Genomic DNA, 24,666 nt, shown 5'->3' on the forward strand with positions numbered 1-24,666 from the left:
TATGCGCCAAGCTGCGGGCTTTTCTTGTGTCCCCACATCTTCTAGGCAGTTCATATAGCCTATTAGACAGTCCAAGCTGATCACGTACGCGAAGAGAAAGGTGCCAATGAGCCTAATGCATGCGGCGCTACCGCTGACTCGGTTCCTAGCCCGCAAGGACTGCCACGCTAGAGACCATGCCTGCTCGGCTAGAGAGCGACGTCCGCTTCCGGCCAGAAGCCGACATCCGCTCGGCAAAGTCCTAACCAGCACTTGCCCCAACGCCTTGCTACTTCACCGCTGCACGCCACGCGGGCCACGCCTCGCCGATCACGCCCAGCGCGGATTTCAGGAACAGCAGTGCGATCACCGCGCCTGCTGCGATGTCCGGCCAGCCGCTTCCGGTCAGCGCTACGCCACCGGCAGCCACCAACACACCGATGTTGGCGGCGACATCATTGCGGGAACACTCGAAGGTGCTTTTCATGTTGATGTTGAGCGCGCGGAACCGCCACAACAATGCCAGGCACACCAGATTGGCCACCAGCGCGATGGCTCCAAACCCCAGCATCAAGCCGCTGGAAGGAGGCACGCCGTGGATCAGCTTGCTGAGCACCTCCACCACGATGAAGACAAAGAAGGCCAGGATCAGCAGCCCCTTGGCGAGGGCCGCACCGGCCTCCCAGCGCGCCCCCCGGTTCACTGCCCACAGGCTCAGGCCGTAGACGATCGCGTCGCCCAGCATGTCCACGGCATCGGCCTGCAGGGCACTGGAGTGCGCCACGATGCCCGCGCCGAACTCGATGAAGAACATCGTCAGGTTGATGATGAGTACCGCCACCAGTACGCGCCGCTGCGCACTGTGAAGGGCCAGCGCTTCCAGTTCCTGGCGCTTGTGGCCGCAGCAGTGGTCCATGGATGTCTCCCTCCAGGCTGTGGCCGGGCTTGAAAAAGGGTGGGAGAGTCGTTATCAACCCTGTAGCCCCTACAAGGTCAAGCCCATGCCCAGCCACCTCACCATCGGCCAGCTGGCCCGCCAGACCGGCACCAAGGCCGAAACCATCCGCTATTACGAAAAGATCGGCCTGCTGCAGCCGCCGCTGCGCTCGGAGGGCAACTACCGCTACTACGGCGCGCAGGACCAGAGGCGCCTGTCGTTCGTGCGCCGCGCCCGCGAGCTTGGCTTCTCCATCGAACAGATCCGCGAGTTGATTGCCTTTGGTGAACAGCGGGAGCACGAGTGCAGTTCGGTGGACGATGTGGTGAGAGCGCACATCGCAGACATCACGCGCCGGATCCAGGACCTGCAGGCGTTGCAGGGCGAGCTGGAGCGGATGATCGGCAATTGCCCGGGCGGCCGCGTGGCCGACTGCAGGGTGCTGGAAGCCCTTCAGCCGCAGCCTGCCGCTTGACCTTGTAGCCGCATCAAGGTTTACAACGCCCGGCTACTTCGCCACCGCGCGGCCTTGCCGCCCTGACGACCCATGACCCTGCTGCCCCATCCGCTTGCCCTGGCGCTGAGCGCCACCCTGCTGTCCGCCGTTGCCCCGGCCAATGCACATGAACCGCCCGCCGCGCACGACGACCACCACGATGAGGCCGTGGAGCTGGATGCGGTGGCGGTGCAGTCAACCCGGTCAGGGCGCCGCGTTTCCGACGAACCGATCCGGGTAGACGTCGTATCGCAGGAAGAGATCGAAGAGAAGCTGCTGATGTCGCCGGGCAACGTCTCCATGCTTGTGGCGGAGACGGCGGGCGTGCGGGTGCAGAACACTTCGCCTGGCATGGGCGCATCCAACATCCGCATCCAGGGCCTGCGCGGCCGGTATACCCAGCTGCTGGCCGATGGTCTGCCGCTGTACGGCGGCCAGTCATCGTCCATCGGCCTGCTGCAGATTCCCCCGACCGATCTTGGCAGTGTCGAGATCATCAAGGGCAGCGCGTCGGCGTTGTACGGTCCGGCAGCGTTGGGCGGTGTGGTGAACCTGATATCGCGCCGGCCCAAGGAAACCGCCGAGGCCGAAATGCTGCTCAATGCCACCAGCCGTGGCGGGCAGGACGTAACCGGCTACGCAGCAGGGCCGCTGGCCGAGCACTGGGGCCTCTCGGTGGTGGGTGGCTACCATCGCCAGGACCGCCAGGACCTGGACGGAGACGGCTGGGCTGACATTCCCGGCTACGAGCGTGCCACGGTCCGGCCGCGGTTGTTCTGGGAATCGGAAAACGGAGCGCGCGCACTGCTGACGGCAGGCGCAATGCGCGAGAGTCGGCTTGGCGGAACACTGCCTGGTCAACGGGCGCCCGACGGGCAGCCCTTCGCTCTCACGCAGCGCACGGAGCGCGTTGATGCCGGCGCGGTGATCGATGTTCCGGTGCGCGAGAGCGACCGCCTGCAGCTGCGCGCATCGGCCATGTCCACCGATCACGACCACGGGTATGGCCCTGACCAGGACAACGACACCCATCAGACCGGATTCGCGGAAATCAGCTATGCGTCCGGCATAGGCGCCACCAGCTGGCTGGCGGGCATTGCCGCGCAGCAGGACCTGTTCCGTTCCGCCCGATACCCGCAGTTTGATTACCGCTACACCCTGCCCGCCCTGTTCGTGCAGGCCGAGCAGGCGCTGCGCGATGACCTCACGCTTTCCGGCAGTGCTCGCTGGGATGACCACAGCGTCTATGGCGGGCACTTCAGCCCCCGCGTGTCACTGTTGTTCCGCCCTGACGAGTGGACCCTGCGCGCGTCGATCGGCAGAGGCTTCTATGCGCCTACACCCTTCGTCGAACAGATCGAGGCCGCTGGCCTGTCACGCCTGGAGCCGCTCACCGGCCTTCGCGCGGAAATCGCTACAACCGGGTCCATCGATGCAGGCTATGTGCATGGCCCCTGGGAGATGAACCTCAGCGTGTTCGCATCCGATATCGACCATGCGGTACGCCTTGTGGAATCTGCGAACGCGCCGGGTGAACGTGTGCAACTGGTCAATGTGGCGGGCGTCACCCGCACCCGGGGTAGTGAGTTGCTGCTGCGCTATCGCTGGCAGGACATCACGGTGACCGGTAGTTATGTCTACACCGATGCGCGCGAACCTGATGAGGAGGGCACCGGCCGCCGCCTGGTCTCACTCACACCCCGGCATAGCGCAGGCCTGGTTGCCATGTGGGAACAGCATGACCGTGGCCGCATAGGTCTGGAAGCCTACTACACCGGCATCCAGGCGCTTGATGACAATCCCTGGCGCCGACGCAGCCGACCGTATCTGGAAGTCGGTGCACTGGGAGAGATCGTGCTGGGAAGAGTCAGCCTGTTCCTCAACCTGGAAAACATCCTCAACGTCCGCCAGAGCGGCTACAACCCGATGCTGCGTCCTCGCCGTGCCGACGATGGCCAGTGGACCGTGGACGCATGGGCGCCGCTGGAAGGGTTTGTGGTGAACGGTGGCGTGAGGCTGAAGTTCTAGGGTTGGGCTAATACGGCAGGCGGTTTCCGTTTCGGCCAGAAGCGGACAGCGTTGCGGCTACCAGTCACGTCGGGCTCGGCGATCAGGCCAGTTCAGGATGAATTCCTCCTGCTCCGGAGTCTCCACCGCAGCAGGTCGCACTGCGCGCACTTTAGAAATTGCATCGGTGCCGTCCGAAGCGCAGCCTGTTTCAATGAGAAGCATCGACGCCACGGTCCCCGCCCGACCCAAGCCTCCCTTGCAGTGCACTACGATCCTGCTTCCGGACAAGAGTTCGGCTGCGAGCTGAGGTCCTAGGGACTTCCATGGCTCAAGTAGTCGCGCGTCTGGGGCCGCGCCATCCGTAATCGGCAGGCCGTGCCACTTCAGCCCGTGCGCTTGGGCACGCTCTGCCAACGAGCAGATTCGCAGCTCTTGGAACTCCCATGGCTCAATCAACGTTATCAGGTGCTGGGCTCCCCACCTAACTATCGACGCTAGATCGAGGTCCAAATCTCGAGCCCAAGACCCCGTCATTGCGACTTCTTGATGCTTTCCCGGTGCAAAGGTGACACCGATCCCGCCGCCGTTCATCCCGACGGGCAAGGTCGCAATCTGCAGTGGGTGGGAGACACTTGTTCTGCTCATCTGCGCTCTCCGAAATCGATTGCCACTGAGGGCGGGAAGCAAACGCTGCCCGCTTTTGAACTGAATGTCCAACCGTGAGCCTAGTGGTGCAGCTAGCACCTGGCTGAGTGCCGGAAGCAGCTCACGGTCCCCCGAGTTCTGAGAAGGGATCCAAGCCACATTTGTAATGACCGACCGCCTTCTGCTCAGATCATGCGGTTAATGTAGCGGCATAGGCCGCGTCCGATGGATCACACCTTGTCATCACGCTAGATGCGTTTCGACCAGAAACAACCCGCGCACGTGATCATCTCCGTCGCTGGCTGCCACATTTCCCGGAAAGCGTCAACAACCTAACCAATACTCAAAAGACTGAGGTTACGGTGTCGAAATATCGCCGTGCGTGTCTTAGCCTTTTTCGTAAGCACTCTGGCGAGATCCGTGTCAAATCGGGCCTTTGCGAACTCTAACGAATGACAGCAAATACGGATTGGGCAGCTCGTGGCCACTGTAGAAAGAATTGCCTACACGCACCCATCTCCTATCGTGGATGCGAAGCTTGAGACCATCACCTGGTGCGAAGGTGTCAAGGGCCAAACCGTGTACATTCCACAGATCTTCTGGCGTGACAGCACTCCGTGGCGCGAAGCCAACATGTGGGTCATATGGCAAATCACGCGTGGCTCCAAGAAAGTAGAGACGGCGCACAGCGCAATAGGTCACTTGCGAGCCTTTGCCGCATGGCTTGAAGAAAACGGGATGACATGGACTCACTTTCCCGAGAGGGAGGATCAGCGTTGTCTGACGATATACCGGGGTCACCTGATTAGACAGCGCGACACGGAACAACTCATGCCTTCCACAGTCTCTGCCCGGATGACTGCGGTACTCCGCTTCTATCGATGGGTGATGGGGAATGGCCTGATAGTGGCCGACCAGCCGTTATGGAAGGACAAGTCGGTACTTGTGCAGCTCGATCAAAAGTACGGAATGCGGCGCAGTGTTCTTGTCACATCGAGCGAACTTAGCATCCCAAATTCAAGAGCAAACCTCCTGACACTTGAAGGCGGCGTCCTCCCAGTCTCGGTAGAAGTCAGCCAGAGAATCGTCAGCTTCGCCTCCAGACATGGTTCACCCGAAATTGCCCTTCTGCTTCGCACCGGCTTCGGTACGGGCATGCGTGTAGGAACCGTCCTGTCACTAAGAGAAAGGACAGTAGAAAGGGCAGCGCCCCATCCCTCGTTTCGAGGGTGGTTCACAATCGCCGTGGGCCCAACCGGTGCAGTGCCCGTAGACACCAAGTTCGGCAGAAGCGGCGAGATCCTCGTCCCGGGCGCAGCGATTGAGGCCCTGAGGGGCTACATCCGATCCCCAAGGCGCTTGCTGCGTATGGCATTGGCCAAAGCTGAGGATCGCGACCTGATCTTCCTCACGAAGTCAGGGCGCCCATTTGGCAACAACTCCAGCAAGAGTATGGCTATGAATACCCAGATTAGCCGACTTCGCAAGAAGGCGTCCGATATAGGAGAAAGCTGCCTCGTCGGTTTCAACTTTCATCGCGCGCGCGCCACCTTTGGAACCGAGTTGGCCAAAGCTGCCCTCAAGCATGGCGGCATAACTTTCGCGATCTGGCTTGTGAAAAGTGCGCTCATGCACAAGAGCGAGAAGGACACCATCAGATACATCAAATTTGTGCAGTCTATTTCAATTCTCGAAGAGACTTCCGACCAGTTTTCTCACGAGTTCTTTGGGATGCTTCCATGACAATGAAAATGCATCCTATGGAGTTCCCTGAGATCCGTCAGAGCTCTTCACAGCGACTCTTCGACCTCCGCTTCCTGGCGTACAGAAACGGGGCGTCACTAGACTGCGTCGCGTTCCGCTTCAGAACTTTCGATCAAGCAAAGTCCAAGGGACTGCTTGGTCAGTTCTTACCGCACCGCCTACCTCTGCTCTTGAAGTTATACGAGACAATGAAACGCGGCGTTGCTTCCGGGGATGCAAGTCCGACCACCTACTCGAGGCTTCGGGCCGCTTTCAAATTCTATGAATGGGCCGATGACGAGCAGCGCCGCGTCGATCTATCAACAGCCGCCGACAGTTTTTTGGACTGGTGCGAACACGTCCATCAAAGAACTCTCAAAGGGAGTGAAATGAGGATATCCCTGAATACCGCCCATAGTTTGGTCGGCAGGCTGGACACCGTATTAGTGCGCTCGCTTGGCTTTAACCGCTCTTTACTAGCCGCGACCAGTCTTTCAAAGCGCCCTCCACGACAAACATTCCTCGCTGATAGGCAGGACATGCGATCCCTCGAGATCTTTGGCAGATCCTTGGTGGCGATCTGCGATTCCTTGACGCCGGAGTCGACTCTTGGCCGCCTTCCGGTTGTTGTAAGTGTTGGCGACAGCGGATCCATCTCACACTGGTGCGGTCTTCTGCCGCCGGAGAATGTGGCTGCGCAAAGTATGCCTGCGAACAGCTACAAGAAAGCCGAGTCAGACCGAGCTCGGCTTGCTTGGGAGCTCGATCCGAACCCTCTCAAGCGGCTCACCGTCTTCAACATGCGAATCCGTGCAGAAATGTTGATTTTTATAGCTCAGACATCCATGAACTTGGCCCAAGCCCAAGCACTGAAGCGCGAAAAGCTTCGCAGCTATGTGGAAGGGGAAATGGTGGCCTATGTCAGAGCATACAAGGGACGCCGCCGAGGTGAAGTTGTCTTCCGCGCGTTTCGCTCCTATCGAACACATTTCTCTCGCTACCTGGATTGGCTTGACGCTTGCTTCCCTGATCGGCAGGAACTGTTGTTTCCTATTGTCGGTCTGCAAAAGCGAACCACATGGAAATCCCAAGGATTTCAAAAACTGAAGGAAGAGTTGCTGGGAATTGGCGTCCCCTTCTTTGGACCCATGATCCTGAGGAGAGTGAAGGCAAACTGGCTTGCAGAGAGGATCGGGAACCGATCTGTATCCGTGGAGGCAATCCAGCACCTTGAATCGACGAACGCTGCCTATCAGCGCCCAAATCTGTCGAGGGCGATGGGCGAGATATCCGAATTCAATAGGATGATCGAGCAGGCATTGGATTCCGCTGGTCCAGGCCAGTGTACTGTCCCGTTTCAGCCTTGGCAGATGCAGACGTCGGCGGCGAATGCCCCCATCCCTGACTGCGTCAATCCTGCCGGTTGCTTGTTCTGTGTCAACCATCAGGACATCGAAAGCCTTGACTACATGTGGTCACTCGCAAGTTACAGAGCACTTAAAGTACTCGAAGTAGCGAACCATCGGAATGCTCCTTTCCCGTCGAGCGTCCCTCCAAGTGAAGACAGGCCACCTGCTGTGCAGGCCGCCGATCAGGCGTCAAAGAAGCTGATAGAACTTAGCGCCGTCAGCCTAGTGGCCGCAGGTTGGGCGAAGGAGGCAGAGGAACGAGTCCGGGAAGGTAACTTTCATCCCAAATGGGCTGGATTCATAAGACTAATGGAACTCGGATGAACTCTAGAAACTTCTTTCAGATCAAGTCTGAATTCGCCTCTCGATCGCACGATGCAGCAAACAGTGCTATCGAATCTTGGCCGCCACCAGATGACTACCCGCTGGTCGTTGATGAGTTTGGGTCCGTTGTTTCTCGGATCGGAGATCCTTATTGGAACTTCACTCCTTGGACGCGCACTCCTACCCGGCTCAGCTTTGAGAGCGTCTCCAGCAGAAGGCGCTCGGTTCCGTTGGATCAAGCCAACGCCAAGATCTTCAAGTATGTGGTACTAACGTGGCTCTTCGGTCCCAACAGGGCCCAGAAGCCAAGTTCGGTGGTTGGAAAGTTTGAACTCATGAGGCCGCTGTTTGTCCTCTGCACGCAAACAGGGATTTCTGCGGCGGATCTCTGGCGTTTTCCGGCCATCGTTTCGAGAGTCAAAGACTGCTTTTCGCGTGCCCGTGCCCGCGAGAGCATTACTATCCTTCATCAAATATATCTACTTCGCCGGGAGACTGGGTTCTTCATCCTACTGCCTGAGCAGATCAACGAACTTGCAAGGAACATTCCTAGGCACGAACGCATCCAGACACCATACATCCCACCGAGAATATGGGTGCACCTGATGCAGAGATGCAAGTCCTGCCTAGAGGATTTTATAGACAACTCTAGTCGAGTGGAGGCTCTCTTCAAGTTCTCGATTGAATCCTATCGGGCAAACTTGATGGAAGGCAAGAATCTCTATGTCGATTCTTTCTCAGCCGGCAGGAATCCGTTCTCCACTCCATCGGGGAATCGCGGCACTCGCACGTCTGTAGTGATACACGGACCATTCCAACATTGTGCTGAGCAGTTTGGCGTACGCAAGTTGCTATCAAAGTGGATAAAGGGAATGCCGACAGAGAACGTGGCTCTAAAGGTCAGCGATCTGTCTAAGTACCTGTCCCTTGTTACGCTTTGCGGCGAGGTGTACATCTCGTGCTTCGCGTTGGCGCGAGTGAATGAGGGGAGGAGTTTACGCGCAGGCTGCATTGAACAAAGAGTCGACAGCCTCGGGCTTCCCCTAACTCTGATCAAGGGGCAGACGACCAAGACGATCGAGGAGGATACTTATTGGATCGGATCAGATTTTTGCAAGAACGCGGTTGTCGCAATGGAGCGGGTTAGCCTTCTACGGATGTCGTGCGCAATCGAAGACCCCCGGTCTCCTGCTACGGAGGAAGACCTCGACACCAGACCGCTCAGACTTCGCGCGTATGAACCCTGGATACCCAATTCCGGAGATGTGGGCCTTCCTATCGACTCGCTTCCCGGAGCACAGGCTCTGGGGAAAGCCTTGGATGATTTCGAGTACCTACTGGATGACAGGGAGCTCCAGATCACGTCCGAAGACCTTAGCATCGCTCTGTCCGTTACCCCTGGATTGGACCCTGAGAAGTTCGCAATCGGCAAGAGATGGCATTTCGCATGGCACCAGCTTCGTCGGACTGGAGCAGTCAACATGAACAGTTCGTCGCTCGTCAGCGATAAGTCCCTCCAACTTCAGCTCAAACACTCTGCTGAAGCTATGACAAGATACTACACACAAGGATACTATCATCTTGATTTGGTTCTAGATGAGGGTTCGAGGAAAGAATTCCTTCTGGCACTTTATGATGGTGTAGCGAAGGACATGACAGCCTTACAAGAGCCGTACTTCTCCAGCCCATTCGGCGACAATCACAAGTCATCTCTTCTGAACCTTGTTTCCGAAAAGAAGCATAATCAGCTGGTCAATCTCGCTCGCCAGCAGGACATACCTTATAGGACCACATTGCTCGGGGCCTGCACCAATCCCTCACCCTGCCAATTCGGCGGAGTAGATGCCTTGGTTGAATGTGCTGGCCGCTCAGATTTCTGCGCGTTCGTACTGTTAGACCGCAGGAAAATTCCCGCCTTGGGCGAACTTAAGGCTGACCTGCGCCGAACTGCCAGAGAAGCCAACCCTGACAGCCCACTCTATGCCAGCCTCACAGCTCAAGTAGCCGCTATTGAGCGAGTGGAAGATTGCTCGCGTTAACTTGCTGCTGAAATTCAAATACCAGCACTCTCTCACGGGTGATGGTAGGTGAGACACTCGTTCACGTGATTCCGCGCCACATCATCTCCATTCTGCCAGTCAAAATCGACAGGACAACTGTAGTTTCAACAATTTGGGTTCCATCTAGATGAAAAAGAAAAAACCAGTTGGAGAGGGCGTCACGCCCTCTTCCAAAGTATCTGCGGAGAGCAAGTTTCGGGCGGCGCTAGCCAGAATCATCGATGGAAGCACACTTAACGTCGAAAGGAATGCAAGGATCACTCAGAATAACGTTGCGCGTGAAGCGGGGGTCGATCCATCCGCATTGAGAGCCAGTCGCTACCCTGCATTGGTAACGGAAATTCGAGACCTGGCTGATATCGCAAGGGCAGACGTGGTGCGCATGGGACAGAAGCCGCATCGTCCGGGAAGCGAGGAGCGCCGCAACGAGAAACAGCGCTATCAGGACATGAAGCGTCAACGTGATCATGCCGCCGCGCTTCTTGCCAGCGCGGACAGCGAGGTTCTGAGGCTAATGCTCAGAGTACGGGACTTGGAGAGGCACATCGAAGAGACTTCCCCTGGAGTGGTTCGCCCGCAGGTGACCATGTTGCGCATGCCTAAGCGCTAGCATCGCCCTCAAATCATCCTCGCGCGTCCAAATATCAGGTCCACCATTGGGCCGTGGCTTCTTGCCCCCAACCTAGCTCAGTTGTCATGAGGCCGAACTTAGGTGTCATGTCACTATGGACAATGGACGTTCCTTGAATTCTCACGTTTCTGCGGCCTTTTGCTTAACTCAATCCATGTCATGTCACAGGTACACGGCCGGCTGGGCGGGGGATCGCAGTGGCCGCTGTCTCTGCAGCGAAGAGGTCATCCAGCGTTACCGGGGGCGGGTTTCCGGGCCCTTGATGGACCGCATCGACCTGCATGTCGAGGTGCCGCGGCTGGACCCGCGCGAGCTGCGCGATGACGCGCCGCTGGGCGAAGACAGCGCGAGTGTTCGCGCCCGGGTGGTGGCCGCGCGGGACGTGCAGCTGCTGCGCAGCGGAAAGGCCAACGCCCAGCTGCTGCCGTTCGAGCTGAGCGCGCATTGCCGGCTGTCGCGGAAGGATCAGCAACTGCTGGAGGACGCCGTGGAGCGACTGCAGCTGTCAGCACGCTCCATGCATCGCATCCTGCGGGTGGCGCGGACGTTGGCGGATCTGGGGCATGCCCAAGACATCGAGACCGCGCATGTGGCGGAGGCGATCGGGTATCGGCAGTTGGATCGGGGTGGCGTCTCCTAGTACTCACCTGTGCTCAAACAAGAAGAGGCTTCCCGGACGATGCAGTGCCGTTGGCAGCATGATTTTGCGACACGCGTGGAACTCCGCCGATTGGGCAACGCTATGATCGATTGTCCTAGATAAACAGGCGTCCGCATGGAGCATCCGAATCCGCGCATCCAGATAGACGTTTCGTATCGACTAACTGAGTACCGACAGCTTTTGCGCGAGGTCATCGCTATGGAACTGGCTACCCAGAATGTGCCGGTAAATCGGGCCCATCCGTGGAACTGGCCAATCGTCCAGAACGCCTTTCTGGCCATCCTCATCCCACCAGTCTTTGCATGGAAGATGCTTCGTGTTGGTCGTTGCCTCTTTGTCTTCAGTGCGGCAGGTATCTCTCGGACCAGCAAAGGCTTGACCGCCTCTCGATCTTGGGACCAGGTCAAAAGCGTCCAGCGGTTGAGTGCGGCGTATGTGATCGAGCTGGTGGAGGGCGGCGCGATGCCTATTCCTTTCCGGGCAATGGACGTGGAGCAGCACCGCGAGTTCGAGCGGCTGGTGGAGTCGGTGCCGTTGGTCATGCTCGGCCCCAGCCTTGATTGACTGCCAGCAGCCTCAGTAGGCCCGTTCCGGCCCCACCGGCACGATCCCCGACGGATTGAGATGCCGATGGCTTCGGTAGTAGTGATGCTTGATGTGCTGGAAATTCACCGTATCCGCCACCTCGGGAATCGCCATCATCCGCGCCACGAACGCATGCAGGCCGGCGAAGTCGGCAATGCGCCGCACGTTGCACTTGAAGTGCACGTAGTACACCGGATCAAAGCGGATCAACGTAGTGAACAGACGGATATCGGCTTCGGTGATGGCATCGCCCACCAGCCACCCGCGTTGCTGAAGGCGCTCGTCCAACCAGGTGAGCGTCTCGAACAACGGCCCAACCGCCTCCTCGTACGCCTGCTGCGTTGACGCAAAGCCCGCTTTGTACACACCGTTGTTGACGGTCGCGTACACACGCTCGTTCACCTGATCGATCTCGGCACGCAGCGCAACCGGGTAGAAGTCACCGGCCTTCGCACCCAGTTGGTCATAGGCGGTGTTGAACATGCGGATGATGTCCGCCGATTCATTGCTGACGATCCTCCCGCGCTCGCGATCCCACAGCACTGGCACGGTCACCTTGCCGGTCATTCCCGGCTTGGCGGCCGCGTACAGTTCATGCAGATAGCGCGCACCGCGTTCAGGCTCCGGCGTCACCTGCGGGCCGGGCTCAAACGTCCAGCCCTGATCACCCATGTGCCAGTTGACCACCGAGACCGGCACCAGATCCTGCAGGCCTTTCAGCGCACGGACGATCAACGTCCGGTGGGCCCATGGGCAGGCGAGACTCACATACAGGCGGAACTGCCCAGGCGCCGCGTTGACGCCAGGCTCGCCATTCGGGCCAGCACTGCCGTCGGCGCTCAGCCAATCGCGGAACGTGGATTCCTCGCGCTTGAAATGACCGTCCTCATCGGCGGCACCCGCCGTGCCTTCCTGCCATGTTCCATCGACCAGCATGCCCATCGCGGGAGTACTCCTCTGATAGTGGTGTGTGGTGAGCCGGTGATGCATCTCGGCGTCTGGAACAACGTTGTAGCAAATGCGCCTGCATTGCCTGGTGATGGGCGCATGCAATCGGCATGTGCTTCATCGCGTTCATCGCAGAGGCACACGCATCTGCGGCAGAATGTCGACGTATCTACGCGAGGCCTCCCGCACCATGCGCATCCATCAGATCGATCTCCCTGTGTCCGATGTCGCCGCCACCGTGGCGTACTTCCGCGATGAACTTCAGCTGCCGGTCGAGGGCTCAGCCGTGCGCATCGGCTGGAGCACCCTGCAGCTGCAACCCGCAGGATCGAACCCGGTCGGCGGTGTGCACCTGGCGTTCAACGTGCCCGCCAATCGCTTCGAGGCGGCCACCGACTGGCTCAAAGCACGCGCCCCCCTGCAGCGCGATCAGAAAGGCCATGACCACTTCACCTTCGATGGCCGCTGGGATTCCGAATCGATCTATTTCACCGGGCCGGATGGCCTGATCCTGGAATTGATCGCGCGGCGACGCTTGCCTGCGGGCGAGTGCCAGGGCGGGTTCCACGGCAGCGAGATGACCTGCATCAGCGAGGTCGGCCTGCCCGCTGAACACGTCGGTGAAGTGCAGGCAAACGCACAGAACGCCTTCGGGCTGGAGCCTCTGTCACAGCCCACGCCGCACTTCGCACCACTCGGCGATGACGAAGGCCTGTTGATCGTGGTCGATGCCCCCCGCCGCTGGTTCCCCGAGCAGAAGGTGCTGCCGAATGCGCGCGGCATCCGCGTGGTGCTGCATGACGTGGTACCGGGCGCGGTGGTCGAAGACGCAGCACTGGGCTGGCACCTGCGCTCGGCCTGAGCAGGCCCGGACGAACGAAGCCCCGCCGGAGCGGGGCTTCAGTTCACACAACAGCCGGCTGGGTTCACTCTTCCTCGTCCTGCTGGCCGCCCTGCTGCTGGTTCTGGTTGCGCTGCTGCTGTTCCTGCTGCTGTTGCTGCTGCTGGCCGCGACCACCTTCCTGCTGCTCACCGCGCTGATTCGGGTTCTGCTGGTTCTGCTGAGCCATCTCGATTCTCCGGTTGCCGCAAACGGAATGTCGCGGTCCGGGCCATCCTCTGCAGCGCGAGGTTAACGACGTGTGGGGGTTTGTATACGAATTCGTCAACGTCTCCCCGCCAACGTTTTCAACGAGTGCAGACCCCATGTCGCAGTAGGCGTTGACCCGCATATGAACGGTTCGAATTCCCTTATTCCGCTTCCCACAGAACTCCTCGTCGTGCGACTGAACAGGGCATCGCTGAGCCAACGTCTACAGATGACGCGCAGATGACGATCACGGCATCACCGGCGGCACGTAGGTCAGCGTCATGCCGAGCAGCCACAGCAGGCCGAGCACCAGCGGGATGTGCACCAGCAGCTGGATGAAGGTGAAGCCGACGATGTCGCGCGCCTTCAGGCCGAGCACGCCCAGCAGCGGCAGCATCCAGAACGGGTTGATCAGGTTCGGCAGCGCCTCGGCCGCGTTGTAGACCTGTACTGCCCACCCCAGATGGGCCTTCAGTTCGTTGGCCGCCTGCATCACGTACGGCGCTTCGATGATCCACTTGCCGCCACCGGAGGGCACGAAGAAGCCGAGCACGGCCGAGTACACGCCCATCACCAGCGCGAAGGTGTCGGTGGTGGCGATATGCACGAACAGGGTGGAGAGCCGATGCGCGAGGGTCTCATCGCCACTGCCGGTGGCGTGGGTGAGGATCATCGCGATGCCGCCATACAGCGGGAACTGGATCAGCACGCCGGTGGTGCTGGGGACGGCCTTGGCCACGGCGTTGAGGAAGCTGCGCGGGCGCCAGTGCAGCAGCAGGCCAAGCGAGATGAACAGGAAGTTGTAGGTGTTGAGGTTGGCGATGGCGGTCACCACCGGCTTGCTGGCGAACTCGCCGAACAGCCAGCCGAACGCGAGCAGCGAGAGCAGCACGGTGAGCAGCGGGCTGTACTCCAGCCACTCGCCGGGGCGGGTGCGCGGCGGCAGCGGCTCGGCTTCGGCGCGGGCGGCGCCTTCGAAGTCCTTGGCAGTGCGCGCGGAGGCGGCCCCGGGGGCGGTCAGCCAGGCGATCAGCAGCGAGACCAGGATCAGCGCGGCGGTCAGCGCGATCGACTGCCACAGGAAGATGGTTTCGGTGAAGGGCAGCACGCCGGTGATCTCGACCAGGCCGGGCGGCATGCTGGCCGGGTTGGCCTGCAGCTGGGCGGCCGAGGAGCTCAGCCCCATCGCCCAGACCGCGCCAAGGCCGAGATACGCCGAGGCGCCGGCGGCGCGGTAGTCCATGTGGAGTGCTTCGCGGCGGGCCAGCGCGCGGACCAGCAGGCCACCGAACACCAGCGAGAAGCCCCAGCTCAGCAGCGAGGCGAGCATGCTGATCAGACCGACATAAACCACCGCGCCACGGCCGGTCTTGGGGACGCGGGCCAGCAGATCGATGAAACGCGCGACGATCGGCGCGGTGGCGACGGCGTAGCCGCCGATGACCACGAAGGCCATCTGCATGGTGAAGGGGATCAGGCTCCAGAAGCCCTCGCCGAATGCCGTGGCGGTGGCCTGCGGGGTGGCGCCGAAGCCCATCGCGGCCGCGGCGACGATGACCACGCCGAGCACCGCGAACACGTACGCATCAGGGAACCACTTTTCCGCCCAGGCGGCCGAGCGCAGTGCCGCGCGCGCCATCCAGCCGTCCTGCACCACCGTCGACGTGTTCATTGCCCCTACCCTCCCCGACCATTCGATGGGAGGGATTCTGGGCGCTGGCCACGGCGCTGTCAGTCGCCTAATGGTCGTAGTGCGCGTTACCGGTAGCACCCGACCGTTGGTCGGGTCGCCCCTCAGCGCAGCGCCAGCGACACCGCGATGCCGGCGAACAGCGCCGCCCCGACCCAGTTGTTGTGCAGGAAGGCCTTGAAGCACGGGTCACGCTCGCGCTTGCGGGCGATCCAGAACTCGTAGGCGATCAGCCCGGCGGCCACGCCGACGCCCAGGCCGTAATAGAACCCCAGCCCGGCGCGCAGGCCGACCAGCGCCATCGTGCCCAGGAACAGCGCATAGAGGATGCCCTGGATGACCAGGTCCAGATCGCCGAACAGGATCGCGGTGGAGTGCGAGCCCATTTTCAGGTCGTCATCGCGGTCGACCATGGCGTACCAGGTGTCGTACGCGGTGGACCACAGGATGTTGGCGCCGTACAGCAGCCAGCCGATCACCGGCACCTCGCCCTGCACCGCGGCGAAGGCCATCGGGATGCCCCAGCCGAAGGCCATGCCCAGGTACACCTGCGGCAGGTGGGTGTAGCGCTTCAGGTAGGGGTAGCTGGCGGCCAGGAACACGCCGATGAAGCTCATGCCGATGGTGAGCCAGTTCAGGGTCAACACCAGCGCGAAGGCGACGATCATCAGCCCGGCGAACAGGGCCAGCGCCTCGCGGCCGGAGACGGCGCCGCTGGCCAGCGGGCGGTCCTTGGTGCGCTTGACGTGCGGGTCCAGCCAGCGGTCGGCGTAGTCGTTGATCACGCAGCCGGCCGAGCGGGTCAGCCAGACGCCGGCGGTGAACACGAACAGCGTCCACAGCGGGGGCAGCCCGCCGGAGGCCAGCCACAGCGCCCACCAGGTGGGCCAGAGCAGCAGCAGGGTGCCGATCGGGCGGTCGGCGCGCATCAACTTCCAGTAGTGCCGCCAGCGCGACGGGGGCGCCGCCTCGGGCGCTTCAAAACGTTCGTAAGCCATCGGTAAAGGATACCGCCTGGGCTGGCCGGGCGCGCCGTCGCCCGGTGCATCGATGCAGGGGGCAGACCTGCGCGGCGTTTACGGATAGAATGCTCCTCCCGCGCCGCTTCGGCGGTCCGTGGCCCCATCAGGCGGCCCGGCGGGATGCAGGATACAACGCGCTCGTAGCTCAGCCGGATAGAGTAGTGGCTTCCGAAGCCATTGGTCGGGGGTTCGAATCCCTCCGGGCGCACCATCCTTGCCACGCTTCCCCGTGTTCATTGCTTTGCCTGCGCTGATCGCCCAGGCTGGGCCGCGCCATCAGCTGGCCGACCGGGTCAATGCGCGCAAGGAATGGCCGGTACGCATCGGTACCGGCCGTTGAACGTCAACCTTCCTCAGTACGTCCCATCAAACGCAAAGATCGGCTTGCGCTGCTTCCACAGCCCGGCGGTGAAATCCGGGAATTCCAACGTCTGGAAACTGTTGGCGATCGACTGCTCGGACAGCGGCGTGATCGCGCTCCAGGTGACCGCGTCGTAGATGTCGATCGGCATCGGTGCCCGGGCCTTGAGCGCCTCCACGAAGGCATGGATGACGAACCAGTCCATGCCACCGTGGCCGGCGCTGGCGGCGGTGTCGGCGTGCTGCTTCCACAGCGGGTGCTCGTACTGATCCTGGTAGGCCTGGAACGGTTCCCACTTGTGCGGCGGGCTGCGACCTTCGATATGGATGGACTGGTTCACGTCCATCCACAGGCCCTTGGTGCCCTGCACACGGAAGCCCATCGAGTACGGCCGCGGCAGCGAGGTGTCGTGCTGCAGCAGGATGGTCTCGCCGTTCTCGCAGGCCAGCGTGGTGGTGACGATGTCGCCGAGCTTGAAGTTCACCTTGGTGCTGGGGTGGGTGGTGCCACCGCTCTTGGCCACGGTGTACTCATGCAGACCGCGCGCCTTGCTGGCGAAGGCGTTGATGTGGGTGAAGCGGTTGCCGCGGTTGATGCCGGTATACATCGCACACGGGCCAATGCCGTGGCTGGGGTACAGCTCACCGTTGCGCTGCACCGAATGTTCGGTGCGCCAGCGCGCCTCGGACCAGCCCTTGGCACCGAATTCCACGCCGCTGTCATAGGGCTGGCTGGGATCGCCGGAGTTGAACTTCACGCCCCGCAGGTCGTGCTGGTAGCCGCCCTGCAGATGCACGAGCTCGCCGAACAGGCCTTGCCGCACCATCTGCAGCGCGGCCATCACGTCGCGGCGATAGCAGACGTTTTCCAGCAGCATGTAGGGGGTGCCGGTGGACAGCTGGGTCTTGAGGACGTCCCAGTGGTCCTGCAGGGTGATGCCGGCGACCACTTCGCAGCCCACCGCGACCTTGGCCTGCATGGCCGCGATCGCCATCGGCGCGTGGTATTCCCACGGCGTGGCGATGACCACCCCGTCCAGCCCGCGCTGCTCGATCAGCCGCTTCCACGCGTTGACATCGCCATCCTGGCCATAGGCCTTGGGCGCAGGCTTGCCAGCCTTGGCGACCATGTCCATGCCGCGCTTGAGCATGATCGGCTCGATGTCGCACAGGGCGACCACCTCCACGTCATCGCGGCGGACCAGTTCTTTCAGCAGCACCTGGCCGCGCATGCCGGTGCCGATCAGGCCCAGCCGCACCTTGCGTGCGCGGGCCCAGGCGGGTGTGTTCGGCAGCAGGCTGCTGGCGGCGACGGCCGCGCTGGCGGCGATGAATTCTCTGCGTTTCATGGACAGTACCTCGTGTGAAGATCGCGCCGGCCGGGACCGGCGCGAGGGTTGCATCAGAATTTGTAGCCCACGGTCAGACTGTAGCCGCGACCGAAGATGGTGGCGTAATCGCTGGAGTCGCCCAGGAAGCTGTTCGGGTCATAGAACGGCAGACGGTCGAACAGATTCTTGATGGTGAAGCCCACGTTCCAGTGCTCGTCCGGGCGCCAGGCCACGCTCAGGTTGGCGGTCCACCACGACGGCGCACCATCGCACTTGCTCTGCTCCACCGGCAGGTAGCCGGCGGTGCACGTCTGCGGGTTGTTGTCTTCCTCGTCGATCTGCTGCAGCGCCCACTTGGTGCCGCCGACGTAGTTGACGAAAACGCTGGTGGTGACCTGCTTGTAGCTCCAGTCCGCGTTCAACGTGGCGCGCAGGCGCGGGTTGTTGTAGTAGCCGACCAGGTCGCCGTAGTACCAGCCGCTTTCGTCATCCAGGTAGGAACGGTTGCGGTTGGCGAGGGTGGCAGCCACGCCGATGTTGAGGTTGCCCCATTCGCCCAGCGAGAAGCGGCTGCGCGCGTCGATGTCGAAGCCGTCGATCAGGGTCTTGCCGCGGTTCTTGTACTGGCCCACCACGCTGGCCACGTTGCCGACGCTGTAACCGGGCAGCGTGCCCGGGCACGCGACGCCGCTGGCCGGATCGGCGCACATCGCCGCCAGCGCCGCCAGGTTGGCGCGGTCGCTGTCGGTGATCGGCGAGCGGGTGGAGGAGATGATGTCTTCATCGCGGGTGAAATCCGGGGCGACGATTTCGTTGCTGCGGTAGATGAACCAGTAATCGGCCGATACCGAGAGCCACTGGGTCGGCTCGTAGACAAAGCCCAGCGTGGTGATCTTGGCCTTTTCCGGCTTCAGGTCCGGGTTCGGCTGGGTCATGCGCGCCACAGTGCGGCTGCAATCGGTGTTGAGCAGGGTCTTGCCCAGGTCGACATCGCCACCGCGCTGTGAACGCAACAGCAGGTTGGCGATCGCGTTGGTCTCGTTGCAGCGCACCTCGTCGCGGTAACCGCCCAGCTGGGCGAACACGCCGCCGTTGCCGGACTCGGCCAGGCTGGGCGCGCGGAAGCCGGTGGAGTAGGTACCGCGCAGCATCAGCTGGTCGAACATCTGGTACTTCAGGCCGATCTTCGGGGCCAGGTTGGCGCTGAAGTCCGGGTATTTGTCCACGCGCAGCGCGGCGTCCAGTTCCAGCTTCTCGGTGAGCGGCGCCACCGTCTCGGCGAACAGCGCATAGGTGTTGCGCTTGCCGTCGAACCACGAACCACCCTGCTGGGTGATCAGGCCGTTGGCCGCATCCGGGTTGCCCGGGGTGTAGAAGGTCTCGCGGCTGGCGTTGAAGCCGAAGGCCGCACGTACTTCGCCGGCTGGCATCTGGAACAGCGGGCCTTCGATCTTGCCATCGAGGGTATGCAGGCGGGTCCAGGACTGGATGTCGAAGGTCGGGAATGCTTCGCGGATCAGCGCGGCGTTGGCCTCGCTGATCTCGCCGAACGTGTACGCCGGGTGGTCGGAGATGATGACGCGACCGGTACCCGGATCGACGGAGTACGGGCCGAAGGCCTTTTCGAAGCCGGCCAGGTTCACGTTGGTGGTCTGGTAGGTGACCGAATGGCTGCCGGCGGTGGCGAAGGCGGTTTCCCAGTTCCAGTCGCCGATGTCACCGCGCAGCCCGGCCACCACGCGGTAGCTCTGGTCGGTGTTGCGCTGGCCGAAGTGGTTGGCGCCCACGTCCTGCAGCAGGTACTGCAGGCCGACCACGCCGCCCATCAGTGCCTTCAGTTCGGGCGAGGCGTGGTTGTATTCGTTGTTCGGGCCCAGGTACGGATACAGGAACTGGTTGACGGTGGTGCCGGTGTTGCGCGAGAACCAGCTGGTCGGGTTGCCGGTGGTGGTGCCGTAGGCGCGCGGCGTGCCGCCATTGGCGGTCAGGTCGATGTCGGTGTAGGTCGCCTCGGCGAAGGCTTCGGTGCTGTCGCCGATCAGGAAATGCGCGTTGACGTAGGCGGTGTTGCGCTCGGACTTGGCGCCGGCGTCGATCTCGTTGTTCATCCACGTCTCCCAGATACAGCGCGGGCCGGCCGCTTCGCTGGTGAGCACGTTGTTGCAGCCCGGGGCGGCTTCCTGCACGCGGCGGCCGGTGACCGGGTCGAAGGCGAAGTAGCTGCCGGGGTTGAACTCACCCGGCTTGCTGCCGGTGCCCAGGCGCAGGTTGGGCAGGTAGTTGGGGTTGTTGACGTAGTACTGGTCGGGGCGCTTGTCGTAGAAATCGCTCAGCGGAATCGCATCGCGCCGGTACAGGTTCACCGAGGCATAGACGTTGTAGCGGTCTTCATCGAGGTCGCCGAAGCCGGCGGTGATGCTGCCCTGGTGCTCGCCGTAGGAGCTGATCCGCGAGGATTTGTCGGTGGTGAGATTGATCTCCGCACCCTGGTAGGAGCGCTTGGTGATCACGTTGATCACGCCGGCCACCGCGTCGGTGCCGTACACCGCCGAGGCACCGTCGGTCAGCACTTCCATGCGTTCGATCGCCGCGGCGGGGATCGCATCGATGTTGACGAACTGGGTCTGGAAGCCGGCGGGCGCGCCGTAGTAGGACAGCCGACGGCCATTGAGCAGCACCAGCGTGCCCTGCGCGCCGAGGCCACGCAGGTTGGCCTGCGAGGCGCCGTCCGAGCCGGTGAACAGTGAGCGTGCGTCCTGCTGGCCCGGCCGCGCGGCGGGCAGGTTGTCGAGCACCTGCAACAGCGTGCGCGCGCCCATGTTCTCGATGTCCTGCTTGCTGATCACCTGCACCGGCGAGGCGGTTTCCACATCGCTGCGGCGGATGTTGGAGCCGGTTACTTCGATGCGCGACAGCTCGGTGGCGTTGGTATCGGGCGCTGCGTCCTGCGCGCCGGCACTGCCGACCACCGCAACGGCCAGGCCGAGTGCGATGGACAAGGGGGTGGCGGTGATGCGGCGATGGCGATGGCGTTCGGTCAACATCTTGGGCTCCTTGTTCGATCCGCAGCGTGGGGCTGGCGGTGGATGGGTGTGTTCGGGCAAACGTCCCCCGTGCCGCGGCCAGAGGGCCGCAGACGGGAAACGGGAGAGAGCTGTTTTTCTGAAAGCGTGTTTCTTCGGTTACGGCGACACGATGCTGGCGGTATCGCCCTCCTGTCCGATCAGGGCGGCATTGGCCCAGTTGCCACAGACCTGCGCGGGGTGGTCGCCCTGCGCCCCGAGCGTGCGCAGGCTCAGCCGCTGCAGGCCGCGCACGTCCAGCTCCGGTTTGACCACGCCGGGTGCGTTGACCAGGCCGCTGTCATACAGCAGCCGACCGTCACCCCACACCTGGAACTGCATGCCGCCGGCGGTCCGGCACTGATCATCGATACCCAGATCGGCGCGCAGCAGGCGCCAGCTGCCGTTGAGCTTCAGGTCGATCCGGCTGCTGGCGTTGACGCCCAGGCCGCGGCGGAAATGCAGGCCGTTCATGCGCATTTCCGCCTGCCCACCGAAGGCGTGGTCGGCAGCAACGCTGGCCTGCAACGGTACCGGCAGCGGCAGCGCGGACAGGTACAGCTGCTGCGCCGGGCCGTCCGGCTGCGGATGCTCCAGCACGTGGAAGGTGGACAGTACGATCGGGCCGACATCGCGCGGCTGCAGCGCATCCACCGCACGTGCCACGCTGCCCTGCGCAGCCGTCACCATCGGATCGGCACCGCTGGCACTATCACCTTCCGGGTTCTGCGTGCTCAGCACGCGGAAGCGCAGCAGGCGGCCGGCATGGGCGGGGAAGTCGATCTGCTGCATCCCCTGCTGCAGGGTCAGACGACCGCGCTTGATCGGCTCACCCCACTCGCCGTTGCTGTCGGCCATGTAGATTTCGTAGTCGCGGATCTGGCCGTTCTTCCAGTGCTGGTCGTTGCGCGGCGCCATTTCGATGCCGTCGATCAGCTTGCGTTCGCCGAAGCCGAGCACCCATTCGTGCGCGCCGGTCTTGACCGCCTGGTTGCGCACGGTGCGGAACCACGTCGCCGGATCGTCGTCGAACGCCTTCTCCATCTCATAGCCCTGCTCCTCGGCCGGGCGGTTCACCACCAGCAGGCTGTCCGACGGCAGCGCGCGGCCCAGTTCCGGTGCGGCCGGGAAGGCATCGTCGGCCGGCGCGGCGGCAACCGGCAGGTCCAGCTGGAGTGCCAGTGGCTGGCGGATGTCGGTCGGCGCAGTGCGTACGTGCAGGGTGCCGCGGCGTTCGGCCGCGTCGAAGTACCAGCCTTCGTTGGCGCCCTGCCATGCTGCCTGGTCGGCCAGCATCGGCAGCGCACGGCCGTCCAGCGTCACGGCGGCGGGGCGCTGGCGGCTGAGCACGCGCAGCGCATAGCGCCGCTGCGGCAGCTGGCCGGCGTACTTGCCCTGCACCGGATCGATGCGCACCTGCACCGGGCCACTGCCCTGCGCCGGGGCCTGCACCGTGATCGCCTGCGTGCTCGATTCACCCTTCTCATAGCGGCGGGTGGCGCCATCGTCTTCGTACAGCGTGTACTGCGAGGTACCCTGCGGGTACAGGTCGAAGGTCACTTCATCGAGCGGCTTCTGCCCGTCGTAGAGCATGTCCGGGTACATCGGGATGATCGCGCCGGCGCGCACGAACACCGGGATCGTGGCCAGGTCGACCGGGCGGTCCAGCGAACGTCCCTCGGCCCCGGCCTGCAGCTGGCGGCCATCCCAGTAGTCGATCCAGCGGCCCTGCGGCAAGTGGATGTCGCGGCGCCAGCCACGGCTCGCGGCCTGGCTGCGGTACACCGGCGCGATCAGCAGTTCGCGGCCGAGCAGGAACTGGTACTTGTGCGCCTCGGTGTAGGCCTGCGGGTCCTGCGGGTAATCCCACATCAGCGCGCGCAGCAGCGGTGCGCCGGTGGTGGCCGCGTCATGCGCCAGTCCGTACATGTACGGGGTCATGCGCATTTTCAACTTGAGGTAGTCGCGGTTGACGCTGCGGTAGGGTTCATCGAACCACCACGGGTGCTTGCGTGCATTGCCCGACCAGCCAGACATGCCCATCAGCACGGGGGTGAAGCTTTTCCACTGCAGGTCGCGGGTGAAGGTCTCGGCGCTGCCGCCGAAGATCGCGTCCACGTCGCCACTGGCGTAGGCCATGCCGGACAGGCCCGAGCCGATCAGGGTCGGGATGTGCCAGCGGATGTAATCCCAGCTGCTGCTCTGGTCGCCGGTCCAGGCCACCGCATAGCGCTGGATGCCGCCCCAGCCCATCACCGTCCACAGGAACGGGCGCGAATCGGAGTTGTCCATGATGCCGTTGAACGCGGACTGGTTGGCATCCATGGCGAACTGATAGCCCTTGCCGGTCCAGGCCACGTCCAGCTTCTGCACGCGGCTGCCGGCGGTGCCGACTTCCCAGGCGATCTTGTCGACGCCGTTCTCGGTCCACAGGCCGGTCCTGAAGCCGTACTTCGCCAGCCCCTGCACGGTCTCGGGCAGCTTTTTGTAGCCGCAGCCGTAACCATCGTTGGGGAGGATCCAGCCGCCGGGCATGTCGTGCTCGCGGTACTGCCTGGCCACGCTGTCCACCACGTCGGGCGTGGTGCCGGTCGGGCCGTCGCTCCAGCCGTCGGGCACGCTGCCCGGCTTTTTGATGTTGTTGCCATCGTTGTAGCAGTCGGCGTCGCCATAGGAGAACGCCCAGCGCGGCAGCAGGCCGGCGCGGCCGGTCAGCGTGGTGTAACGGTCCAGCAGCGTATGCAGGCTCGGCCCGACGAAGTAGTACGCATCGAAGCGGTCTTCGCGGTGCAGCAGCGTGGCCTGGTCGGCCTGGCGCAGATCGTAGGTGCCGTCGCTCCACGTATTGCGCAGCATGCCCCAGCCCCGCGAGCTCAACAGCATCGGCGCCGGGTTGGCGCGATCGCCTTCTTCCCAGCCACCGGAGTACGACACCTCCAGTTCGCGGCCCTTGAACTCGAAGCGGCCGTTCTGCTGGCCACCGCCGTAGAAGTGCTCATCGCTTTCGCTGGAGAGCACCTGCACGCTCTGGTCCCTGTCCAGGTCCAGCGGCTGCAGTTCGCGCCACAGCGCGACATCGCGGTCGCCCTCGCGGCGGACCAGCGCCAGGCGCAGTGGCTGGCGCTGGATGTGCAGGACCAGCGCATCGGTGCGGATGCGCACCTCGTTGGCATCCTCTTCCAGTTGGACGGCAACCTTCGCGGCCGGCTGCGGCAGCACGATCGGGGCGGCCTTGTCGCCGGCACCGGTGAGCGTGCCGTTGCGGCCGGCGCGCACGCGCAGGACGTCATCGCGCAACAGGTCCACGCGCACCGTGGCGCCGGTATCGGTGCTGAGCGTCCAGCCGGCGGTGCCGTCGTTGGCGGGGGTGGCACTGATCGCACGCAGGTTGCCCACCGGAGCGGCACTGGTGGTGCCGCCCAGCGCCACTGCGGCAAGCAGTGCAATCGTCAGACCAGTGCGTCGTAACCGGAAGTCCACCTTGCCCCCAAGCCCGCGGTCAGCGGGAAACTGAAACCAGTGCGGCCGACTCTAGGGCAGGGTCTCGAAAGATGTCAACAAATTGCAAAGAAAAAGGAAGGATAATTTACATAAAACGAAAGATACTGTGCGGCCCTGCTTTCCAAACGGCGCCTGAATACGCGTTTTTGACCGCTCGAAACCTTGCTGCGGCGCGGCATTCC

The 24,666-nt window shown here is 62.6% G+C and carries 18 protein-coding genes and 1 tRNA gene; 10 read left to right on the top strand and 9 right to left on the bottom strand.

Features of this window, described 5'->3' with window-relative positions; translation table 11 throughout:
- Positions 1 to 268: 268 nt before the first annotated feature.
- Complete coding sequence (locus OC373_RS15275) at positions 269 to 895, bottom strand: cation transporter (protein WP_164124066.1); 627 nt, start codon at positions 893 to 895, stop codon at positions 269 to 271.
- 85 nt (positions 896 to 980) lie between these two features.
- Between OC373_RS15275 and OC373_RS15280 the strand changes: the two genes are divergently transcribed.
- Together OC373_RS15280 and OC373_RS15285 are read left to right on the top strand one after the other, a co-directional pair.
- Complete coding sequence (locus tag OC373_RS15280) at positions 981 to 1,391, top strand: helix-turn-helix domain-containing protein (RefSeq protein ID WP_115875147.1); 411 nt, start codon at positions 981 to 983, stop codon at positions 1,389 to 1,391.
- 72 nt (positions 1,392 to 1,463) lie between these two features.
- On the top strand, positions 1,464 to 3,440 hold the full coding sequence (locus OC373_RS15285; protein WP_197576656.1) for a TonB-dependent receptor: 1,977 nt from the start codon (positions 1,464 to 1,466) through the stop codon (positions 3,438 to 3,440).
- A gap of 57 nt (positions 3,441 to 3,497) precedes the next feature.
- On the opposite strand, the gene OC373_RS15290 is transcribed toward OC373_RS15285, so the two are convergent.
- Entirely contained in the window at positions 3,498 to 4,067 is a 570-nt protein-coding gene (locus tag OC373_RS15290) for a cyclin-dependent kinase inhibitor 3 family protein (RefSeq protein WP_115875150.1), read from the bottom strand.
- A 480-nt stretch (positions 4,068 to 4,547) separates the two neighbouring features.
- Between OC373_RS15290 and OC373_RS15295 the strand changes: the two genes are divergently transcribed.
- The 6 genes from OC373_RS15295 (at position 4,548) to OC373_RS15320 (ending at position 11,459) form a co-directional block, all read left to right on the top strand.
- Entirely contained in the window at positions 4,548 to 5,810 is a 1,263-nt protein-coding gene (locus OC373_RS15295) for a site-specific integrase (protein ID WP_147299716.1), read from the top strand.
- Positions 5,811 to 6,019: 209 nt separating this feature from the next.
- Positions 6,020 to 7,543, top strand: a complete 1,524-nt coding sequence (locus tag OC373_RS15300; RefSeq protein ID WP_147299717.1) for a hypothetical protein — start codon at positions 6,020 to 6,022, stop codon at positions 7,541 to 7,543.
- Positions 7,540 to 9,582: a hypothetical protein gene (locus tag OC373_RS15305; protein WP_147299718.1), complete on the top strand. Its 2,043-nt coding sequence runs from the start codon at positions 7,540 to 7,542 to the stop codon at positions 9,580 to 9,582. The genes OC373_RS15300 and OC373_RS15305 overlap by 4 nt, the downstream gene beginning before the upstream one ends.
- A gap of 148 nt (positions 9,583 to 9,730) precedes the next feature.
- The gene (locus OC373_RS15310) at positions 9,731 to 10,213 is read left to right on the top strand and encodes a hypothetical protein (RefSeq protein WP_147299719.1); all 483 of its coding nucleotides are present in this window, start codon (positions 9,731 to 9,733) and stop codon (positions 10,211 to 10,213) included.
- A gap of 115 nt (positions 10,214 to 10,328) precedes the next feature.
- Entirely contained in the window at positions 10,329 to 10,874 is a 546-nt protein-coding gene (locus tag OC373_RS15315) for an ATP-binding protein (protein WP_261997991.1), read from the top strand.
- 135 nt (positions 10,875 to 11,009) lie between these two features.
- Complete coding sequence (locus OC373_RS15320; protein WP_261997992.1) at positions 11,010 to 11,459, top strand: YcxB family protein; 450 nt, start codon at positions 11,010 to 11,012, stop codon at positions 11,457 to 11,459.
- Positions 11,460 to 11,471: 12 nt separating this feature from the next.
- Here OC373_RS15320 and OC373_RS15325 read toward each other — a convergent pair whose 3' ends face one another.
- Entirely contained in the window at positions 11,472 to 12,422 is a 951-nt protein-coding gene (locus OC373_RS15325; RefSeq protein WP_261998049.1) for a glutathione S-transferase family protein, read from the bottom strand.
- A gap of 196 nt (positions 12,423 to 12,618) precedes the next feature.
- Between OC373_RS15325 and OC373_RS15330 the strand changes: the two genes are divergently transcribed.
- Positions 12,619 to 13,290 (top strand): VOC family protein, encoded by a 672-nt coding sequence (locus tag OC373_RS15330; protein ID WP_261998050.1) that lies wholly within the window; start codon positions 12,619 to 12,621, stop codon positions 13,288 to 13,290.
- Between the two features lie 64 nt (positions 13,291 to 13,354).
- On the opposite strand, the gene OC373_RS15335 is transcribed toward OC373_RS15330, so the two are convergent.
- The 3 genes from OC373_RS15335 to ubiA all read right to left on the bottom strand — a co-directional run bounded on the left by OC373_RS15335 (position 13,355) and on the right by ubiA (position 16,206).
- Positions 13,355 to 13,498, bottom strand: a complete 144-nt coding sequence (locus OC373_RS15335) for a hypothetical protein (RefSeq protein WP_019185247.1) — start codon at positions 13,496 to 13,498, stop codon at positions 13,355 to 13,357.
- A 267-nt stretch (positions 13,499 to 13,765) separates the two neighbouring features.
- A complete protein-coding gene (locus tag OC373_RS15340) occupies positions 13,766 to 15,190 on the bottom strand; it encodes a TIGR00366 family protein (protein WP_019185246.1) in 1,425 nt (474 codons plus the stop codon).
- A 122-nt stretch (positions 15,191 to 15,312) separates the two neighbouring features.
- Positions 15,313 to 16,206 carry a 4-hydroxybenzoate octaprenyltransferase gene (ubiA, locus tag OC373_RS15345; RefSeq protein ID WP_019185245.1) on the bottom strand — a complete coding sequence of 298 codons (894 nt, stop codon included), beginning with the start codon at positions 16,204 to 16,206 and terminating at the stop codon, positions 15,313 to 15,315.
- 158 nt (positions 16,207 to 16,364) lie between these two features.
- Between ubiA and OC373_RS15350 the strand changes: the two genes are divergently transcribed.
- Positions 16,365 to 16,441 (top strand) — tRNA-Arg (locus OC373_RS15350).
- 142 nt (positions 16,442 to 16,583) lie between these two features.
- Here OC373_RS15350 and OC373_RS15355 read toward each other — a convergent pair.
- From OC373_RS15355 to OC373_RS15365, 3 genes are all read right to left on the bottom strand, one after another.
- The gene (locus OC373_RS15355) at positions 16,584 to 17,939 is read right to left on the bottom strand and encodes a Gfo/Idh/MocA family oxidoreductase (RefSeq protein ID WP_019185244.1); all 1,356 of its coding nucleotides are present in this window, start codon (positions 17,937 to 17,939) and stop codon (positions 16,584 to 16,586) included.
- A 53-nt stretch (positions 17,940 to 17,992) separates the two neighbouring features.
- Positions 17,993 to 20,965 (bottom strand): TonB-dependent receptor, encoded by a 2,973-nt coding sequence (locus OC373_RS15360; RefSeq protein WP_261997993.1) that lies wholly within the window; start codon positions 20,963 to 20,965, stop codon positions 17,993 to 17,995.
- 138 nt (positions 20,966 to 21,103) lie between these two features.
- Entirely contained in the window at positions 21,104 to 24,463 is a 3,360-nt protein-coding gene (locus OC373_RS15365) for a TIM-barrel domain-containing protein (protein ID WP_261997994.1), read from the bottom strand.
- Positions 24,464 to 24,666 lie beyond the last annotated feature (203 nt).

It is taken from the genome of Stenotrophomonas sp. Ste96, from assembly GCF_024519495.1.
GTDB lineage: Bacteria > Pseudomonadota > Gammaproteobacteria > Xanthomonadales > Xanthomonadaceae > Stenotrophomonas > Stenotrophomonas bentonitica_A.

Coding starts and splice junctions, on each gene's coding strand:
- OC373_RS15275 (WP_164124066.1), bottom strand. CDS start 895: ATGGACCACTGCTGCGGCCACAAGCGCCAGGAACTGGAAGCGCTGGCC.
- OC373_RS15280 (WP_115875147.1), top strand. CDS start 981: ATGCCCAGCCACCTCACCATCGGCCAGCTGGCCCGCCAGACCGGCACC.
- OC373_RS15285 (WP_197576656.1), top strand. CDS start 1,464: ATGACCCTGCTGCCCCATCCGCTTGCCCTGGCGCTGAGCGCCACCCTG.
- OC373_RS15290 (WP_115875150.1), bottom strand. CDS start 4,067: ATGAGCAGAACAAGTGTCTCCCACCCACTGCAGATTGCGACCTTGCCC.
- OC373_RS15300 (WP_147299717.1), top strand. CDS start 6,020: ATGAAACGCGGCGTTGCTTCCGGGGATGCAAGTCCGACCACCTACTCG.
- OC373_RS15305 (WP_147299718.1), top strand. CDS start 7,540: ATGAACTCTAGAAACTTCTTTCAGATCAAGTCTGAATTCGCCTCTCGA.
- OC373_RS15310 (WP_147299719.1), top strand. CDS start 9,731: ATGAAAAAGAAAAAACCAGTTGGAGAGGGCGTCACGCCCTCTTCCAAA.
- OC373_RS15315 (WP_261997991.1), top strand. CDS start 10,329: ATGGACAATGGACGTTCCTTGAATTCTCACGTTTCTGCGGCCTTTTGC.
- OC373_RS15320 (WP_261997992.1), top strand. CDS start 11,010: ATGGAGCATCCGAATCCGCGCATCCAGATAGACGTTTCGTATCGACTA.
- OC373_RS15325 (WP_261998049.1), bottom strand. CDS start 12,422: ATGGGCATGCTGGTCGATGGAACATGGCAGGAAGGCACGGCGGGTGCC.
- OC373_RS15330 (WP_261998050.1), top strand. CDS start 12,619: ATGCGCATCCATCAGATCGATCTCCCTGTGTCCGATGTCGCCGCCACC.
- OC373_RS15335 (WP_019185247.1), bottom strand. CDS start 13,498: ATGGCTCAGCAGAACCAGCAGAACCCGAATCAGCGCGGTGAGCAGCAG.
- OC373_RS15340 (WP_019185246.1), bottom strand. CDS start 15,190: ATGAACACGTCGACGGTGGTGCAGGACGGCTGGATGGCGCGCGCGGCA.
- ubiA (WP_019185245.1), bottom strand. CDS start 16,206: ATGGCTTACGAACGTTTTGAAGCGCCCGAGGCGGCGCCCCCGTCGCGC.
- OC373_RS15355 (WP_019185244.1), bottom strand. CDS start 17,939: ATGAAACGCAGAGAATTCATCGCCGCCAGCGCGGCCGTCGCCGCCAGC.
- OC373_RS15360 (WP_261997993.1), bottom strand. CDS start 20,965: ATGTTGACCGAACGCCATCGCCATCGCCGCATCACCGCCACCCCCTTG.